A 15,436-nucleotide genomic window follows, 5' to 3' on the forward strand; every position below is an offset into this window, starting at 1 on the left:
TTTGCTAGCTATCTATTAAAATTTTAGGAGGGTATTTATGATAAAAGGAATCTTAGGAAGAAAAATAGGCATGTCTCAAGTGTTCAGTGATAGTGGTGATCCCATAGTTGTGACAGTTGTTGAAGTTGAAGAAAATGTGGTGTTACAGAAGAAAACGTTGGAAAGTGATGGATACAATGCTATTCAAATTGGTTTTTCTGATAAGAAGAATCCAAACAAGGCGGAAATCGGTAGAAGTCAAAAAGCAAATACTACTCCTAAGAGATATGTTAAAGAAATTCGTGGAGCATCATTAGAAGTTGGCAAACGAATAAGGGCAGATATATTCCAAGAAGGTGACATTGTAGATGTTACTGGTATATCTAAAGGAAAAGGATTTCAGGGTGTCATTAAAAGACATGGATTAAGTGGAGGTCCTGCATCTCACGGTTCAAGATTCCACCGGGCTCCTGGCTCCATTGGTGTAATCGCTAAAAATGATGGCATGAAAGTGTTCAAAGGAAAAAAAATGCCCGGACGTATGGGTGGAAAACAGACAACTATTCAAAATCTTACAATTATAAAGGTTGATAGTGAACGTAATTTGTTATTAATTAAAGGAAATATTCCCGGAGCTAAAAAGTCGTTTGTAATAATAGAAACTGCCATAAAAAAATTGAATGAAAAATGGTGATAATTAGTGATAAACAAAAAGAATAATAGCAAAAATATTTGTAGAGATCCTGTAGTCATTTCAGATTTTTTGATGTTGACTGACAATGATAAAATTCAACTACCGTCCATTGTGGCAAAAGTTAACGGCTATGAAATAAGTTTAAACTATTTAAATATTGAGCTGATTAACGACATGAAATTGGGTATCATACCTTCTGAAATGTCTTCATCAGACCTTCTTGAGAGTTATTATTATGCTCTTGAATCAGTCATTGAACATGAGCTTATTGTACAAAAAATGAATGAGGATAGCAGCATTTCTAGATGGGAACCTGATAAAGAACAAGTTACTGAATGTATGCAAGAATTATTTGACGAGTTTGGAATTGATATATCAGAAGAATATTCTAAACAAGAGATTGAAGAATTGGTATTGCAGGAATTGCGTATCCAACAATTTATTGATAATCAGTTAGGAGACAATTGTGTATCCAAGGAAGAGATTGAACACGAATACCAAAATTCACCTGAAAAAGGAGAAATGCAAAAGGAATATATTCGTGTTATCCTTGAATATGAAAAGCGAGAAGAGCAATTTAAAAACTTTATTCTTGAATTGAAAAAAGCAGCGTCAATTGAAACCTATCTATAATTTCATATGAAATTAGATCGATCCTTCCAAATTTTTGGAGGGATCTTTTATTGTATCCTTTTGAAACCCCCTTGCTATGTGAAGCTTCTAGCTATGGCAAGAAAAAAACCCCCAGTCGTACAATGAATTCAGGTCTGGTCAACCGACTTCGTACGAAAGGGGATCAAAATGGATAATAAAAGTTTAGCACAGACAAAATGAAATTGTAAGTATCATATTGTCTTTGCGCAAAAAAAACACACAAATTGGTTAAAGTTCAGTATTTGGAAAGGGTGGAGAGTATTATATAAAATGGATTTTGTTATATAATACTTTGTGAGCATCGAATAAATTATTATCATCGATGCTATAGCGTTTTCAAATAGACTATTCATTTTATAAGGAGTGATGTGTTATGCATTTAAAAACATATATTAGTCGGGACATAATAAACTATACTAGGAGGAATCTAAAATTTGATTTGTTTAAGATTAATTGATCAAAATAATTGGGAAGAGTGCATTAAACTAAAGTTAAAACAGGAACAGCAAGATTTTATAGCTTCAAATTTGTATTCAATTGCAGAGAGTAAAATATTTCCGCATTTAAAGATAAAATCAATTTATTTCAGTGAAGAGCTAGTTGGTTTTGCAATGTATGGAATAGATTCAGATGATGGAAACTACTGGATTTATAGATTTATGATTGATGAACGTTTTCAAGGACGTGGATATGGAAAGAGTGCAATGAAATTAATTATTCAGGATATAGCAAATAGTAATGATTGCACGGACGTTATATGGCTTGGGTATCAGCCAGAAAATGAACAGGGAAGAAGACTATATGCAAGTGTAGGTTTTGAAGAAGTAGGAATAGCTCCATGGGGTGAAATGTTAGCCAAATTTAGCTTTCCTAGTGGAAACTGAAGCATAATGTATTCAAAGCTTCAGTTGTGAATGTAAACATATTTTAAATATGAAGCTATAGCCCATGAAAAACCCGAGCTATTTACAAAACTCTAATTTAGTATTTTGTAATAGGTTCGGGTTTTCGATTGATATTGCTTTGACTATATAGAAATGTCCCAGCTTCGTATAAATTCCAAAACTTTTATGACTCTGTTTTTCAAGAAATAAATTGAATCATCTAATATTTACTTGGAGCATTTATTTATATTCAATATAATTATGGAGAGTGACTAGTATTCACCATTTTGCGAACATGGTGTTAATGCTGGCTCTTTGCGTGAACACGCAAAAAATAATGCGTGTGTGAACTAAATTTTGACGGAAAATACGGATTCTGTTGACAGTGAAGTCCGCTATGATCAAGAAGTGAGTTACAGAATTAACGCTCATTTTGAGAGTAAATGGAGGGATTATGTCATGTCTGCGATTTACCGTAAATTTGTTGATTTTTTCAACTTGTCCGATCAAAAATATGTTTGTTTCGTTCGTAAGTTTGAAGCCAAGACAAAAAAAGAAATCGCCTTTTACTTGTTTCTTGGCCTGCTTCCTGGTCTGATTGCATATATATTCATCTATCCGCTTCGAGAGTTGATGATGGAATGGACTGGATTATCTGCTCACTATGTGCAGCTATATGTGCTCGTCCTAATGAGCGCTGGCTGGCATATGTGTGTTCCTTTCTTGATGCTGAGGTACAAGGATGGACTTTCATTTAAAGAATCGCTCGTATACTTAGGTTTTGCCAGACTTGATTTGAAAGGGCTGCTACTCGTCTTCCCAATTTTAACAATTCTATTTACGTTTTTAGCGTTGCCTTATGTAAAATATATCTATCCACCGTTGTTTGAATGGCTGAATGGATTCCAAGCCTTCCATATGGGAGAATGGCATGTTTTTTATCAAGGGTATTACGACCCAAATTTTCCTTTGCCGCTATTTTTACTTGGTCTAATTGGTAACTTTATTGGGGAGGAAATTTATTTTCGAGGTTATTTACTACGTAAAGTTGGACGCCTTAAACTTGACTGGCTATGGATTGCAATCCTTTTTCAGTTCTATCACATGTGGCAAATACCAATCAACTGGGCGTATGTTCCGTTAGCCGTAATTATCCCTGAAGAAATATTAGTTAAGTTGCGAAAAAATATTTATGGGGCTATCTTGCTGCATCTGTTCGTGAATTTTTTATGGGGAATGATTAATATGTATTTTGTTGGCGTACGATAAGCTCTAGTGTGTCCTGTACGAGATTTTATGCTCCAATAATTATTGATTTTGTAGAGTATTCATTTGTAGTGAGGTGATGCAAATTGCCGGAAATTGCACGCAAATACAATTTGGTTGTATATTGCTCTGCCTTGTTATTCCTGATTGTTGCGATTTATATTCATGCGATTACATTAAAAAACCCATATACTGGTTTGATGTTCCGCGAAGATGAAGGAACTTGGGTCGTAGCATCTGTTGATCCTGCCGGCAAGGTGAGCGAATGGGACGTCCGCCTCGGTGACAAACTCCTAACTGTTGATGGCAAAAAGCCAGAAGTAATGAAGCTTGGTGACCGTGCTTATCTGAAGCGATTGGGAGCGCTTCAGTTTGAACGTGAGGGCTTAGGGCGATTTGAATTGAGCAGTAATTCGGGGAAGCACGAAATGTATAAGACTTTATTTGTAGCATGTGCGGAACTGGCTCTGCTTGTTATCGGACTAGTTGCTTATCGGAACAAGCCCGAATCCTATATGGTGCGCCGCTTTTATGCGTTGAACGTATTTTTGGCAGCTACACTACTATCGGTCTATTCCACAGAGACGGTACTTACTGGATTGATGTTGCCTGTCGTTGCAAGTTGGTTGCCATACCTGTTGTTTGCCTTCTTCGTTGCCTTCGTGTTCCGCACGGTTCCAGGATGGATTGCTTTTGCGATGGCTACCTATCGGGGACTGGCTGCCTTATTCGCCGTGTATGCTTTACTCGTCTTCTCACTGGGAGCCATACCTGGGTGGACTCGGAGCGCTCTTCATACCATTCTGATCGGGACATTACTCGCCATTTTCGTCATTGCTATCGTGTATTGGCGCGGAATGGACCGGGCTGAAAAAAACCGGTTGCTGACCTTTGTTACTGCGTTGACATTTGGCCTGATGCCTTACCTGTTTCTGTATGCGCTCCCCGATTTGCTATGGGGGGAATACATAGCGTTGCCTGATATGACATTGGCAGGTCTCATTATTCTTCCTGCTTCCATACTATGGCTGTGGGCTAGACAAAGGCTGCTCGATATCCGCTTTTATCTTCCTAGTTTAGTTATTCATGGTTTGTATGTTGGGCTTGCGACAATCGTGGTTGCGGCACTTATCCGTTCAAATGCATCTATAGTAACACTTTCATTGTGTGGCGCGTTCATTGTCCTGACATTGTTGCATCGACTCGGCCTTGATAACTTCAAACGGCAGCGGGAGAAACGGGAAAATCGTTTGGATCGACTGCGGTTGGAGATGTCGATAAGATTTGCCGAGCATCGCAATAGCCGTGATCTATTGCGAATGCCTGCAGAGCTTATCCATAGTGTGACAGACATCGAGGGACTCTGCTTCTTTTGGAAACGGGGAAGTGAAACCATTATGTATGGAACTGGGCCATTTGTCGAGATGCGGGAGTTAAACCAATTCCAGCAACCCGACCTGAGTGTTTTTGCACAAGTGATGGATCTTGTCCAACCCGATGGAATGGTCATTGGTTATTTAGGACTTGGTTCAAAAAAAAATAATACGTCCTTTACACCAGAAGAGCTCGGCTTAATCGACAAAGTAAGGATGGAAACGGTCCGTTTACTTATGGGTGCTGCCCTACTTGACGAACTACGGGAAGCGAAAAGTGGGCTACCAAAGGAAACCACGGAATATAAACTGCTAGAGGCACAGCAGGCAGAACGGGTGCGAATGTCATATTACTTGCACGATCATGTTTTGCAGAATTTAATCTTTCTTGCACGCGATTTAGAAGAATTACACGATACTGAACAAAGTGATAAGCAGTTGACTGCTATATGGTTGAAATGTTTGTACGATACGCAACGCGATATTCGAATGTTGTGCGATGATTTATACCCTCACATCATTGATCAGGCAGGGCTAGATGCAGCGCTGCTCTGGCTCGCACGAACAGTTAAGGAGAATGGAGGGCCAACTATTAAGTTAGAGAACAAGCTACCAGTTACGTTGCCTTCACTATACAAAATGACGCTGTTCCGCATTGTGCGTGAACTTGCTAATAATACGGTCAAGCATGCGAGGGCACAGAAGCTAGAGATTCAATTATGGGAAATGGACGATGCGTTCTACGGACAAATTAGCGATGACGGCATTGGATTCGATCCAACGAATGTGAGTGGTATTCGGTCCGATTCCCAAGGATTCGGACTTGTCACGATCAACAGTCAAATTGTCCAATTTGGAGGCGATATCAAGATTGACTCAGGAGCTGAACGTGGAACGATTGTCCGCATTAGGCTTCCGAAACAGGGAGGTGAAGTAAACTATGAAACAGCCAATCAAGGTGCTGCTACTCGATGATCATCCGCTTGTCATGGAGGGTTTAAAGAATCGACTTGAGCGTGAGCAGGATATGTTGGTTGTAGGAACGTTTAATGAACCTCACGAGGTGCTTAAACGTATCGGTGCACTAAAGCCGGATGTTGCCGTTATTGATATTTCAATGCCAGGTATGACGGGATTCGACTTGGCGATAAAAATAAAGAGAACATACGATACGGCAATCAAGTTGATTGTGTTGTCAGGTTACGTCTACGATGAATATGTGCATAAGGCTTATGAGATAGGAATTCACGCTTATTTATCTAAACAGGCAACCTACCCACAAATTATAAACGCCATTCGGCAGAGTATACTTGGGCTGCGGATCGTACCAGAGAAAATGACTACAATACCAAGAGCTGACCAATTGACACCAACAGAGAAGGATGTACTAAAGCAAATCGCACTAGAGAAGACCAATAAGGAAATTGCTAGGGAATTAGCGATGAGCCAGCGAACAGTAGAATACCATATGGCAGCTATTAACCAAAAGCTCGATGTAAAGACGAGGGTTGGGGCGGTAGCAAAGGGCTATGAGTTGGGATTGCTAGAACGTCTATATGACTGAGGCTAGCATTAAGGGAAAGCCCCTCTACTAGACTGCCAGTTTTGTAGGTATAGAGAATTGATGATGAAACTATTTATATCATTCCACATCTATATTTTTTCGGTATTTAAGTATGAACAAACGATCGCCAGTTGCACTAAACGTGATGCCGGCGTGTTTTTTTATAAGCTGATCCAAAGATTGATGAAGCTACAAATTTATTAAAAACCACTTTCAGTTACAGTTACTGGAAAGTGGTTCTTTTATGAAACAAAGCTAATATATCTTTGGCACCTGCTATAGCTTCTAGTAATGATTTACCTAATTGGTCCGTTACTGACACAATATCTTCTTCATCTGTTGGTGTATTTAAAATCGCCACAATATTAGGGCTTGGTTGTTGGATTTGTTTGAGTAAACGTAAAATGGCATTCATTGAGTAATGGGCATTTCTTAAACTACGAATGACTCGTAGCTGCTCAAGTTCCCTTTCACCATATGCTCTGTTACCGTTGTCTAGTCTCGGAACTGTAATGAGTCCGTTGCGTTCCCAATTCCTAATAACTTCAGATGTAATATCTAATAGCTGTGCTGCCTCCTTTCGAGAATAAGTGCGTGTATTGACAGTAGGACATTCTTTCAACCATTTCTCCACAATTCTTGTAGCAGACAAGGCATGAACATATTCTCGTTCTAAATTGGTCAGATAGTCTATTGTTAGTTTTTCAGCCTGCGCAAAATTTTCTTTTCCACAAGCATATACAATTGAACGAGCTCTTTTCCGAATATCCCCTTGTACAATTTCACACTGAAAGAGCGTCCGTGCGACCATTAACTGAAATAAATGGGTGTCTGAATAAATACGATAGCCATTTGCTTGTCTTGGTACAGGAGAGATAAAACACCATTTCTCATAAATGCGCACAGTGTTTGGGTGTACCCCAACAAGTGTTGCGATTTCTTTTGTTTTGTACATCAGACATACCTACTTCCATTTAAAGAATTTAATCGCTCCACATAAACCGATTATAATGCATAGAGCTAAAATCATGATATGGAATAGACCATCAGTTAGTGGCTCCCCTGTACTTGCCTGTTTCAATAAGTGAATACCATGAGAAAGTGGCAAAATATCCATCACCCATTGGAAGAATCGAGGCATAACCTCATACGGAATCGTTGCTCCTGAAAACAGTAACATCGTGAAGTAAGCAACAGAGCTCCAAACATTTGCTGACTTTTGGTCAGGTACTAAGCTTCCAATGAAAATTCCGATACTATACAACGCTATAATGACAAAAGTGTATACCAAAAGGAATATACCCCAGGAGCCTTTTAGTTCATAATCAAATAAAAAATGATAAACAATTGTGACACCGATAAAGGAAACAATTGCTGAAGAAAGCTGAATTAGTCCTTGGGCAAATAGAATTTGGAGAGGGGATACAGGTGTCACTTGAAATCGCTTTAAAATCCCTCGGTGACGGTAATCTGCAATGGTCAGTGGTACACCCATAACCCCTGTTGCAAGTACACCAATCGTAATTACAGCTGCGTACGATAATTCAAAGTTAGATGCACCAGCTATACCGTCCTTACTCAGTAAATAACCAAATAGGGTAGCTAATATAATAGGAAAGCAGATTCCAAAAATGAGAATATCAATGCCCTTCCAAACGAGCTTGCCCTCTATTTTTAAAAAGGTTAGAAATGTACTCATACCCAATCCTCCTCGCCAGCAAAATATAGGTACGCATTTTCTAGCGTGGCTTTCTTACTTACATGGATTACTTCTTGGATTGTGCCATGAAAGACCGTTTTGCCTTCTTTTAAAATTAAAATTTTATCACATAACGCCTCCACCTCGTCCATGTAGTGCGATGTTAGGACAATTGCCAGACCTTTTTCTTTCATTGCTAAAAGCTGTTTCCAAAGCATACGCCTAGCCTTTGTATCTAATCCTGTTGTAAGCTCATCAAGGAAAACAAGCTTAGGATTTGAAATTAATGCTAGTAACACCGCTAAGCGTTGACGTTCACCTCCTGAAAGAGATTTCACAAGTTGAGTTTCCTTTCCAACTAGACCAAATGTCTGTAAGAGTAGAGGTACATCAGCAGTTTGTTTATAAAGCGATTCCCATTGCTCACATGCCTCACGCACCGTTAATCCTTCTTGGAAATTTGTTTCTTGAAACTGTACACCTACCTCTTGAAAGACTTCCTTGCGATGGAGAATTGGTGACTTTCCGAGCATTGTGAGCTCTTGGTAATTACTTTTTTCAATACCGAGCACTGCTGCAATAGTAGAGGATTTCCCTGCACCGTTTGCCCCAAGTAAGCCAATTACCTCCCCAGGCTTGATGCTAAAACTAATGTTGTCGACAGCTTCTTTAGAACCGTATGTGACAGATAGTTTTTTGACTGTTAAGATCATATTTGTTCCCTCCTATATAAGGCTTAGGAAGCTACTATATCAAAGAGTGGTGGGGGTGGTGTCATATTGGAGGCTTTTATAAACGTAGATTTTGAATAAAGTATGATAATTTATAACAAAAGTAGAAATATGTACAGCAATCGCGTTATTGTTAAAAAAGTACATAGACAGATTTGGGATGATAGCAACGTCATGTCTTTTTTTAGATAAATAATGCTGAGAAACATCCTTTAAAATTTATATTTAAAACACAAACTTTTTGTTCTCGGCAAACCTATTTACAATCAAAGTATGAAACTTATTGTGCTAGGTGGTTACAAAGTCATTCTGGGTAATAAAAAGGAGTTGTGCTGATATGAAAAAAATACTGCTGGTAGATGATGAAAAAGGTATTATTTCCATAATGAAAAATTATTTTGAAATGTCAGGTTACTTAGTTTATATTGCTTACAATGGAACTGAAGCATTACAACAAATTGAATACCAGCCTGATATTATACTACTAGATATAAATATGCCAGATATAGATGGTCTTACTGTTTGCCAACGTATTCGGGAACATATTTCTTGCCCTATTCTGTTCTTAACTGCTCGTATTGAAATCAGTGATAAAATAAATGGCTTTCGGGCAGGGGCAGACGATTATGTAGTAAAGCCCTTTGATCTTAATGAATTAGGTGCAAGGGTAGAAGCCCACTTAAGACGCGAAGACAGAAAGCGGGAGCATTCTATAGTTCGTTTCTTTGGTGATATGGTGATAGACTACTCAAAGCGGCAAATCAAAATAAAGGATTCCATTGCTACACTGTCAAAAAAAGAGTTTGATATTGTGGAACTTTTATCCACAAATTCAGGACAGGTGTTTAATCGAGAACGAATATATGATTTAGTATGGGGGCTTGAGGGTGATGGAACTAGTGATACAATTATGGAACATATTCGCAATATAAGGGCGAAATTTTCCGCACTCTCACTTCACAGCTATATTGAAACCATTTGGGGGGTGGGGTATAAATGGAATGACCTTTCTTACGCAGAGAGCACCATTTCAATTGGAACTGCTGCTATTGCAGACAGTAAAGTGTCTATTTTACTGAGAGAATATGTAGGCAATGCTCTTTCAGCCTATCCCTCTGAATCGCAATTAGAAAATGGACGACTTCCGGAAAAAGCAGGAGAAGTTGCTTTACCACAAGATGTTTTGGACTCACTTGGCTTTCAAGGAACACTTGGCGATACCATTCCCCTTGACCTTCATATTTCCCTCTTAAGGGATACGGAGTCTGGATATGAATATTCCCACGACTTTATTCTAACAGGAATTCTTAAATCAAATTATATCAGTTATGTAAGCGGTACCGTTCTTGGTATTGTTGGAGCGGGGACAGCGGAAAAGGTACTACCAGATAAGTATTTATTATATTCTGTTGACATTCGTACCAAAAATAAAAGATCTTTTCAAAATGTAATAGATAAATTAGCTGTACAATATGCTATACCGGAGTATTGTATTCAGTATAATGATACGATGCTATCTGCTGCTGGAATCCAATATCGAACAGAGTCAACAATTGATGCTGATTTAGGTGTTTCCTATATGACTTTGGCTGGTATATTAATTGGTGTGCTTGTTCTATTTGCTGCTGGATTGGTTGTCTACAATATTTTGAAAATCGTCGTTACAAAACGCATTAAGGACTACGGTATTCTAAGAGCAATTGGTGCAGAAAAAAGCAAGCTTTATCTGTTAGTTTCTTTACAGCTTGCTATTTTGTGCGGGATTGGTATTCCCATTGGTATAGTACTTGGAATATTTTCTACTAAGGGTATTACGATTGCAACAAGCAGTTTTTTCAATCCCGAATTGTTTATGGCGAGTTCCAAAACAGAGGTTATAACAATGATTGATGAGAATGAGGGAAGTAAATTGATTCCATTGGTCATTAGTGTAGCTATTACTATTTTGTCTTCCTTTCTCTCGGCTTTACCTGCAGCACATTATGCAGCCAAAGTATCACCTACAATTGCAATAATGGGTCAAAAAACCAGCATTAAACGTCGAAATAGGAAAGTTAAACACATCCGCAATTTTGAAGCATTTTATGCACGTATGAACATGAAACGCAATCGTGGCAGGACAGCCATTACTATACTCTCCCTCGTTATGAGTATCACTGTATTTATAGCATTAGAAAGTTTTTCTGAACTTTTAGACGCTTCCAAAGATATTCAGAAGATGCATCTTGGAGATTATTCTATGACTAGTGAAACGGTTGGATTCTTACCAGAAGATGTAACCACATTAAGGAATGTTCCAGGCATTCAAGCAGTATCTACTTTGAAATATAGCTTATATCAGCAAAATGAGAATGGGGAACTTAAAGATATAGAAACGTCTATCACCCTACAGCCTAGTGAAAGCTTGCAAATAATCGGTATCGACAAACAACGTTTAATTTCTCTAGCATCTACGCTTCCAGAATTCGATTTGCAAGAGCTTATGAACGGTACAGCGGCTTTGATACAAAATCCAATTCCAGTTTCTTTTGGCAATGTAGAAATGAAAAATACGGTCCTGTCGATTGGCGATAGTATTTCTATAAATGGTGCTTCTTTAAAAGTAATTGATCTGCTAGATTCTCCTATTACACTGGAAAACAAGGGATTTATCAATGGTGTTCAAGTTGTGGTGCCGGATTCTATATATAACCAACTCACAGGGAAAAGTCAATACTCAGAGCTTTATCCAACACTTACGGAGGACGCAAGCCGTTCTTCAGTGGAACAGTCAATACAAGAGCTTTGCAGTCGAAGAGGGGGGACATGGCTCTCTTATGCCAATACAGATAAGCAACTAAGAGAAAGTTACGAACAAATTCGCCTACTTGCATGGGGATTAATTTTATTCGTTGGTTTTATTGGTCTTCTAAATATTATTAATACGATGTATACGAATATTCATACTAGAGTGATTGAAATTGGGGTACAAAGAGCGATAGGTATGAGTTCAAAAAGCTTGTATAAAACCTTTTTATGGGAAGGAGCTTACTATGGTATCTTTGCTTCAATAATCGGTAGTGTTTTAGGGTACATCTGTAGTATTTTTGTAAACGCAGCTGCTACGAATGAGATACAACTCATTCCTATTCATTTTCTATCAATGATGGAAGTGACTATTCTATCCTTAATTGCTTGCCTAATAGCAACTTATATTCCGTTAATAAAGATTGCAAAAATGAATGTTGTGGAATCTATAGAAATTGTTGAATAATTAAATTCATGTACATGGTTGTATATATCCATATTCACAACACTGGAATCTCCTTTTATGAAATTTCTTATTTAAACATGCCATTACTTGTCATGTTTTATAGTTACTATAGTATTGTTCCTGAATACTTAGGAAAGAAGTATATAAAAGATAAAAAGGAGAGATTATACTATGTCACGTGAAATAGTTTTATACATTGCTACAAGCTTAGATGGATTTATTGCAAAGGAAGATAATGACTTACAATGGTTAATTGAGACAGAAGGAGAGGGTGATGCAGGATACGAAGATATGTATCAATCAATAGATACAACAATTATGGGGAAAAAGACATATGATTATGTAATGAAAAACTCAGAATCATTTCCGTATCCTGAAAAAAAATGCTATGTCTTCAGCAATTCTGAAAAAGGTTCAAATGAATATGTGGAATTTGTCAATGAAAATGTAATAGAGTTTACGAGAAAATTAAAGAAACAACAGGGTTCTAAAATATGGATGATTGGAGGAGCAAGTATACTTGATGCTTTTATAAAGGAAAATTTAATTGACGAATATATTATTACTGTTACACCTCATATACTTGGCTCTGGTATTCCATTGTTTAAAGAAAAAAATTCTCAAATCGATTTAATTTTAATTGATACAAAGCGGTATGGTCAGTTTGTTCAGATGCATTATAAAGTGAAGCAGTACAAGGAATAGTATTTCGTTGTGTAATAGATTCCAATGCTTTTCGTATTTAACACAAATTAGGACAACTTTGCCTTTAAGTGAAGTTGTCCTTTTATAGTTAAAAGTACTGCGGAAATGAAATCAAAATCCCCGCCCAAATACTAACCACATTTTTTTACAGAAAAATGCGAATTTATTATGACCTTTCCCCAAGTTTTTAATATAAAGGTTGAAACTATACACTAGTGTCGGTATAATCTGAAATATAAACGACAATAGTGTATAGTTTGTTGTGTGCATTCTGTCATTCATTAAGGGAGGTGACTTATGGCACCAAAGGTTAGTGAAGAATATAAAAAAGAAAGAGAGAGAGAGCTGATAGAGGCAGCTAAGAAGGTGTTTATCGAGAAAGGTTTTGTCCACGCATCTATGCAGGATATAATGGACAAAGCTGGAATATCCAGAGGCGCATTGTATAGTTATTTCAATAATATTAATCACGTATTTATTGAAGTTTTAAAATATGATGACGAAAAAGATATTCAATATTTTGTGCCATCGGAGGAAGGCCCACTGTGGCCCCAGTTAAAAAAATGGATTGAAGAACAGCAAATTTATATTGAGGCAATTGATCAAACATTGGTCTATGCAAAGGCAGAATTCTTTTTATCGTATAAATTCACACATAATAAAGGTAATTTCCCTTACATTTCTGAACGCTACCATCGTATTAATGAAGTAATAGAAGAAGTATTAAATGAAGGCATGCGTAAAGGGGAATTTAGCCCTCAACAATCTACCCATTCTATTGCAAGGTATATCCTCTCATTTATAAACGGTTTAATGTTGGACACGTTTCAGCTAGGATATGAACAAACAAAAGTAAAGGATCAGTTATCCGTATTACTTTTCTCTTTAGAAAAATTAATTAATCCAAAATCCACTTACAATAAGGAGTGAACTTTATGTTGTTTGAATCATCAAGAGTGAGACTAAGAAAAATGACAAAGGAAGATACAGAACTATATCACCAATGGAGAAATGATGTGGAAGTTATGCATTCCACTAACCCATCTTTAGATGTTTATCCAATAGATGAGACGAAAGAATTTGTAGATCATGTTATTTTAGGATCTCATACAGCCAAAAGCTATATTATACTTACAAAAGGAAATGAAATACCAATTGGCATTGTGTCATTAATCAACATTGATTATAAAAATAGAAATGCTGAATGTATAATTGACATCGGAGAAAAGAAGTATTGGGGAAAAGGATTTGGTTCAGAGAGCTTGGGATTATTGCTGCATTATGCTTTTTATGAAATGAATCTTCATCGAGTTTACCTAAAAGTATTTTCATTTAATGATAGAGCTATACATTTGTATAATAAGATTGGTTTTCAACAGGAAGGAAACAGTAGACAAAGTCTATTTAGAGATGGGGAATGGCATGACATCATTCATATGGGAATTCTGCAAAATGAATACTTTGAGAAACAAGTAAAGAAAATATAAAAATTGTACGGTGGAAAAACAAAATTAATCTAGTAAAATGGGTGTACACAAAATAACATTACTTCAATCGGCACTGACTGTCGATTTTGACTATATCCTCTTTTTATCCAATCGATTTCACATTTCTAGAAAAGGAGGTTGATACTTATGAATTTTAAAGAATTAAAAAAGATTGCAACTGCAGTTACTTCACCTACAGAATTAAATGATTTTATTCAATACGGAAGTGTTGGTGCAGCCATTGAAACCATAAATGGGAATATCTATACAGGGATTAGCATAGATACAGCTTGTTCCATGGGTTTTTGTGCAGAGCATGCAGCAGTTGCTGACATGTTGAAAAATGGCGAATATCAAATAAAAGCTTTTGTAGCAGTAGACTCGGAAGGAAATGCTGTTCCGCCATGTGGACGGTGTCGTGAGCTAATCAGTCAGCTTTCAAAAGAAAACTTAGAAGCCGCTGTAGAGGTTGAAAATGACACTGTTGTTTTATTGAAAGAGATTTTGCCGTATGACTGGAAAACCAACCGAGGCAGAGAGTGGTAATTGATTCTAATAATGGAGGGGATTCCTAGAAAGAACCAAGGAACCATCATTCATTGTCCACTAGGAACTGAAATATCTGATGAAAATTTGCTATTAAAATAAGGCAAGATCAAATAGAGAGTGAGCTTATTTACAGCTCACTCTAATTTATTATATCCCGAGCATTGGTAGATGTTTTCGAGTATGATAAGTGAGTGCCAATGCAATGCACTGTTTTAATTCATTTATTGGAATTTCATCATTCACAGCAAATACAATCGCTCGGCTACCTTCATAATTGAATAACTCTTTATAAACCTCTTTAAACGTATCAATTAACTTTGTATTACAGTTAAAATACATGGCGTATTGATCTGGTCTTGACTGTTTCCAGCCGATTCTAATTGTACTACCTTTTTTTGTAATATAGCTAGGCTCTCCCCATTTTATCGTTTCTTCCACATGATTAAGGTTTTCAATCTCTTTTGCAGTATCCATAATTAACTGGCGAAGAATCAAAAGTTTAGATTGAATGTGTTCAGGATACTGTTTGAATACTATCCCCATCTTAGTGTTTTCAATTGTACTCATATTATTCATTCCCTTTTTTTAATAACAACTA

Annotated in this window: 15 protein-coding genes; 11 read left to right on the plus strand and 4 right to left on the minus strand. The window is 37.1% G+C overall.

Features of this window, described 5'->3' with window-relative positions; all coding sequences use genetic code 11:
* The first annotated feature begins 37 nt into the window (after nt 1-37).
* The 6 genes from rplC to AC2CGN_RS04395 all read left to right on the plus strand — a co-directional run bounded on the left by rplC (nt 38) and on the right by AC2CGN_RS04395 (nt 6,414).
* Nucleotides 38-673 carry a 50S ribosomal protein L3 gene (rplC, locus tag AC2CGN_RS04370; RefSeq protein ID WP_484512361.1) on the plus strand — a complete coding sequence of 212 codons (636 nt, stop codon included), beginning with the start codon at nt 38-40 and terminating at the stop codon, nt 671-673.
* A 111-nt stretch (nt 674-784) separates the two neighbouring features.
* Nucleotides 785-1,306, plus strand: coding sequence for a hypothetical protein (locus AC2CGN_RS04375; protein WP_484512363.1), 522 nt, complete (start codon nt 785-787; stop codon nt 1,304-1,306).
* A 455-nt stretch (nt 1,307-1,761) separates the two neighbouring features.
* Complete coding sequence (locus AC2CGN_RS04380; RefSeq protein WP_429981170.1) at nt 1,762-2,211, plus strand: GNAT family N-acetyltransferase; 450 nt, start codon at nt 1,762-1,764, stop codon at nt 2,209-2,211.
* Nucleotides 2,212-2,670: 459 nt separating this feature from the next.
* Nucleotides 2,671-3,480, plus strand: coding sequence for a CPBP family intramembrane glutamic endopeptidase (locus AC2CGN_RS04385; RefSeq protein ID WP_429986931.1), 810 nt, complete (start codon nt 2,671-2,673; stop codon nt 3,478-3,480).
* Nucleotides 3,481-3,563: 83 nt separating this feature from the next.
* Nucleotides 3,564-5,825, plus strand: coding sequence for a sensor histidine kinase (locus tag AC2CGN_RS04390; RefSeq protein WP_484512365.1), 2,262 nt, complete (start codon nt 3,564-3,566; stop codon nt 5,823-5,825).
* Nucleotides 5,791-6,414, plus strand: coding sequence for a response regulator transcription factor (locus AC2CGN_RS04395; RefSeq protein ID WP_484512367.1), 624 nt, complete (start codon nt 5,791-5,793; stop codon nt 6,412-6,414). The genes AC2CGN_RS04390 and AC2CGN_RS04395 overlap by 35 nt, the downstream gene beginning before the upstream one ends.
* A 223-nt stretch (nt 6,415-6,637) precedes the next feature.
* Here the strand turns inward: AC2CGN_RS04395 and AC2CGN_RS04400 are convergent, their stop codons facing one another.
* The 3 genes from AC2CGN_RS04400 to AC2CGN_RS04410 are packed head-to-tail and all read right to left on the minus strand — an operon-like array spanning nt 6,638 to nt 8,826.
* Entirely contained in the window at nt 6,638-7,369 is a 732-nt protein-coding gene (locus AC2CGN_RS04400; RefSeq protein WP_484512369.1) for a MerR family transcriptional regulator, read from the minus strand.
* A 9-nt stretch (nt 7,370-7,378) separates the two neighbouring features.
* The gene (locus tag AC2CGN_RS04405; RefSeq protein WP_484512371.1) at nt 7,379-8,113 is read right to left on the minus strand and encodes an ABC transporter permease; all 735 of its coding nucleotides are present in this window, start codon (nt 8,111-8,113) and stop codon (nt 7,379-7,381) included.
* On the minus strand, nt 8,110-8,826 hold the full coding sequence (locus tag AC2CGN_RS04410; protein WP_286923123.1) for an ABC transporter ATP-binding protein: 717 nt from the start codon (nt 8,824-8,826) through the stop codon (nt 8,110-8,112). Before AC2CGN_RS04410 ends, AC2CGN_RS04405 begins: the two co-directional genes overlap by 4 nt.
* A 355-nt stretch (nt 8,827-9,181) precedes the next feature.
* On the opposite strand from AC2CGN_RS04410, the gene AC2CGN_RS04415 reads away from it, so the two are divergent.
* The 5 genes from AC2CGN_RS04415 to AC2CGN_RS04435 all read left to right on the plus strand — a co-directional run bounded on the left by AC2CGN_RS04415 (nt 9,182) and on the right by AC2CGN_RS04435 (nt 14,835).
* Nucleotides 9,182-12,097, plus strand: a complete 2,916-nt coding sequence (locus tag AC2CGN_RS04415) for a response regulator (protein ID WP_484512373.1) — start codon at nt 9,182-9,184, stop codon at nt 12,095-12,097.
* A gap of 171 nt (nt 12,098-12,268) precedes the next feature.
* On the plus strand, nt 12,269-12,802 hold the full coding sequence (locus AC2CGN_RS04420) for a dihydrofolate reductase family protein (protein WP_484512375.1): 534 nt from the start codon (nt 12,269-12,271) through the stop codon (nt 12,800-12,802).
* 297 nt (nt 12,803-13,099) lie between these two features.
* A complete protein-coding gene (locus tag AC2CGN_RS04425; RefSeq protein WP_429986938.1) occupies nt 13,100-13,732 on the plus strand; it encodes a TetR/AcrR family transcriptional regulator in 633 nt (210 codons plus the stop codon).
* Between the two features lie 5 nt (nt 13,733-13,737).
* A complete protein-coding gene (locus tag AC2CGN_RS04430) occupies nt 13,738-14,289 on the plus strand; it encodes a GNAT family N-acetyltransferase (RefSeq protein WP_283871671.1) in 552 nt (183 codons plus the stop codon).
* Nucleotides 14,290-14,436: 147 nt separating this feature from the next.
* Nucleotides 14,437-14,835: a cytidine deaminase family protein gene (locus AC2CGN_RS04435; protein ID WP_286923130.1), complete on the plus strand. Its 399-nt coding sequence runs from the start codon at nt 14,437-14,439 to the stop codon at nt 14,833-14,835.
* A 150-nt stretch (nt 14,836-14,985) separates the two neighbouring features.
* Here AC2CGN_RS04435 and AC2CGN_RS04440 read toward each other — a convergent pair whose 3' ends face one another.
* Nucleotides 14,986-15,405, minus strand: coding sequence for a DUF1801 domain-containing protein (locus AC2CGN_RS04440; protein ID WP_484512378.1), 420 nt, complete (start codon nt 15,403-15,405; stop codon nt 14,986-14,988).
* Nucleotides 15,406-15,436 lie beyond the last annotated feature (31 nt).

Source organism: Lysinibacillus sp. DFXJR4, assembly GCF_057196045.1.

Excerpts from the sequence above, each read along its gene's own strand:
- AC2CGN_RS04400 (WP_484512369.1), bottom strand. The coding sequence starts at position 7,369 with ATGTACAAAACAAAAGAAATCGCAACACTTGTTGGGGTACACCCAAAC.
- AC2CGN_RS04410 (WP_286923123.1), bottom strand. The coding sequence starts at position 8,826 with ATGATCTTAACAGTCAAAAAACTATCTGTCACATACGGTTCTAAAGAA.
- AC2CGN_RS04425 (WP_429986938.1), top strand. The coding sequence starts at position 13,100 with ATGGCACCAAAGGTTAGTGAAGAATATAAAAAAGAAAGAGAGAGAGAG.
- AC2CGN_RS04395 (WP_484512367.1), top strand. The coding sequence starts at position 5,791 with ATGAAACAGCCAATCAAGGTGCTGCTACTCGATGATCATCCGCTTGTC.
- AC2CGN_RS04430 (WP_283871671.1), top strand. The coding sequence starts at position 13,738 with ATGTTGTTTGAATCATCAAGAGTGAGACTAAGAAAAATGACAAAGGAA.
- AC2CGN_RS04415 (WP_484512373.1), top strand. The coding sequence starts at position 9,182 with ATGAAAAAAATACTGCTGGTAGATGATGAAAAAGGTATTATTTCCATA.
- AC2CGN_RS04385 (WP_429986931.1), top strand. The coding sequence starts at position 2,671 with ATGTCTGCGATTTACCGTAAATTTGTTGATTTTTTCAACTTGTCCGAT.
- AC2CGN_RS04405 (WP_484512371.1), bottom strand. The coding sequence starts at position 8,113 with ATGAGTACATTTCTAACCTTTTTAAAAATAGAGGGCAAGCTCGTTTGG.
- AC2CGN_RS04420 (WP_484512375.1), top strand. The coding sequence starts at position 12,269 with ATGTCACGTGAAATAGTTTTATACATTGCTACAAGCTTAGATGGATTT.
- AC2CGN_RS04440 (WP_484512378.1), bottom strand. The coding sequence starts at position 15,405 with ATGAGTACAATTGAAAACACTAAGATGGGGATAGTATTCAAACAGTAT.
- rplC (WP_484512361.1), top strand. The coding sequence starts at position 38 with ATGATAAAAGGAATCTTAGGAAGAAAAATAGGCATGTCTCAAGTGTTC.
- AC2CGN_RS04435 (WP_286923130.1), top strand. The coding sequence starts at position 14,437 with ATGAATTTTAAAGAATTAAAAAAGATTGCAACTGCAGTTACTTCACCT.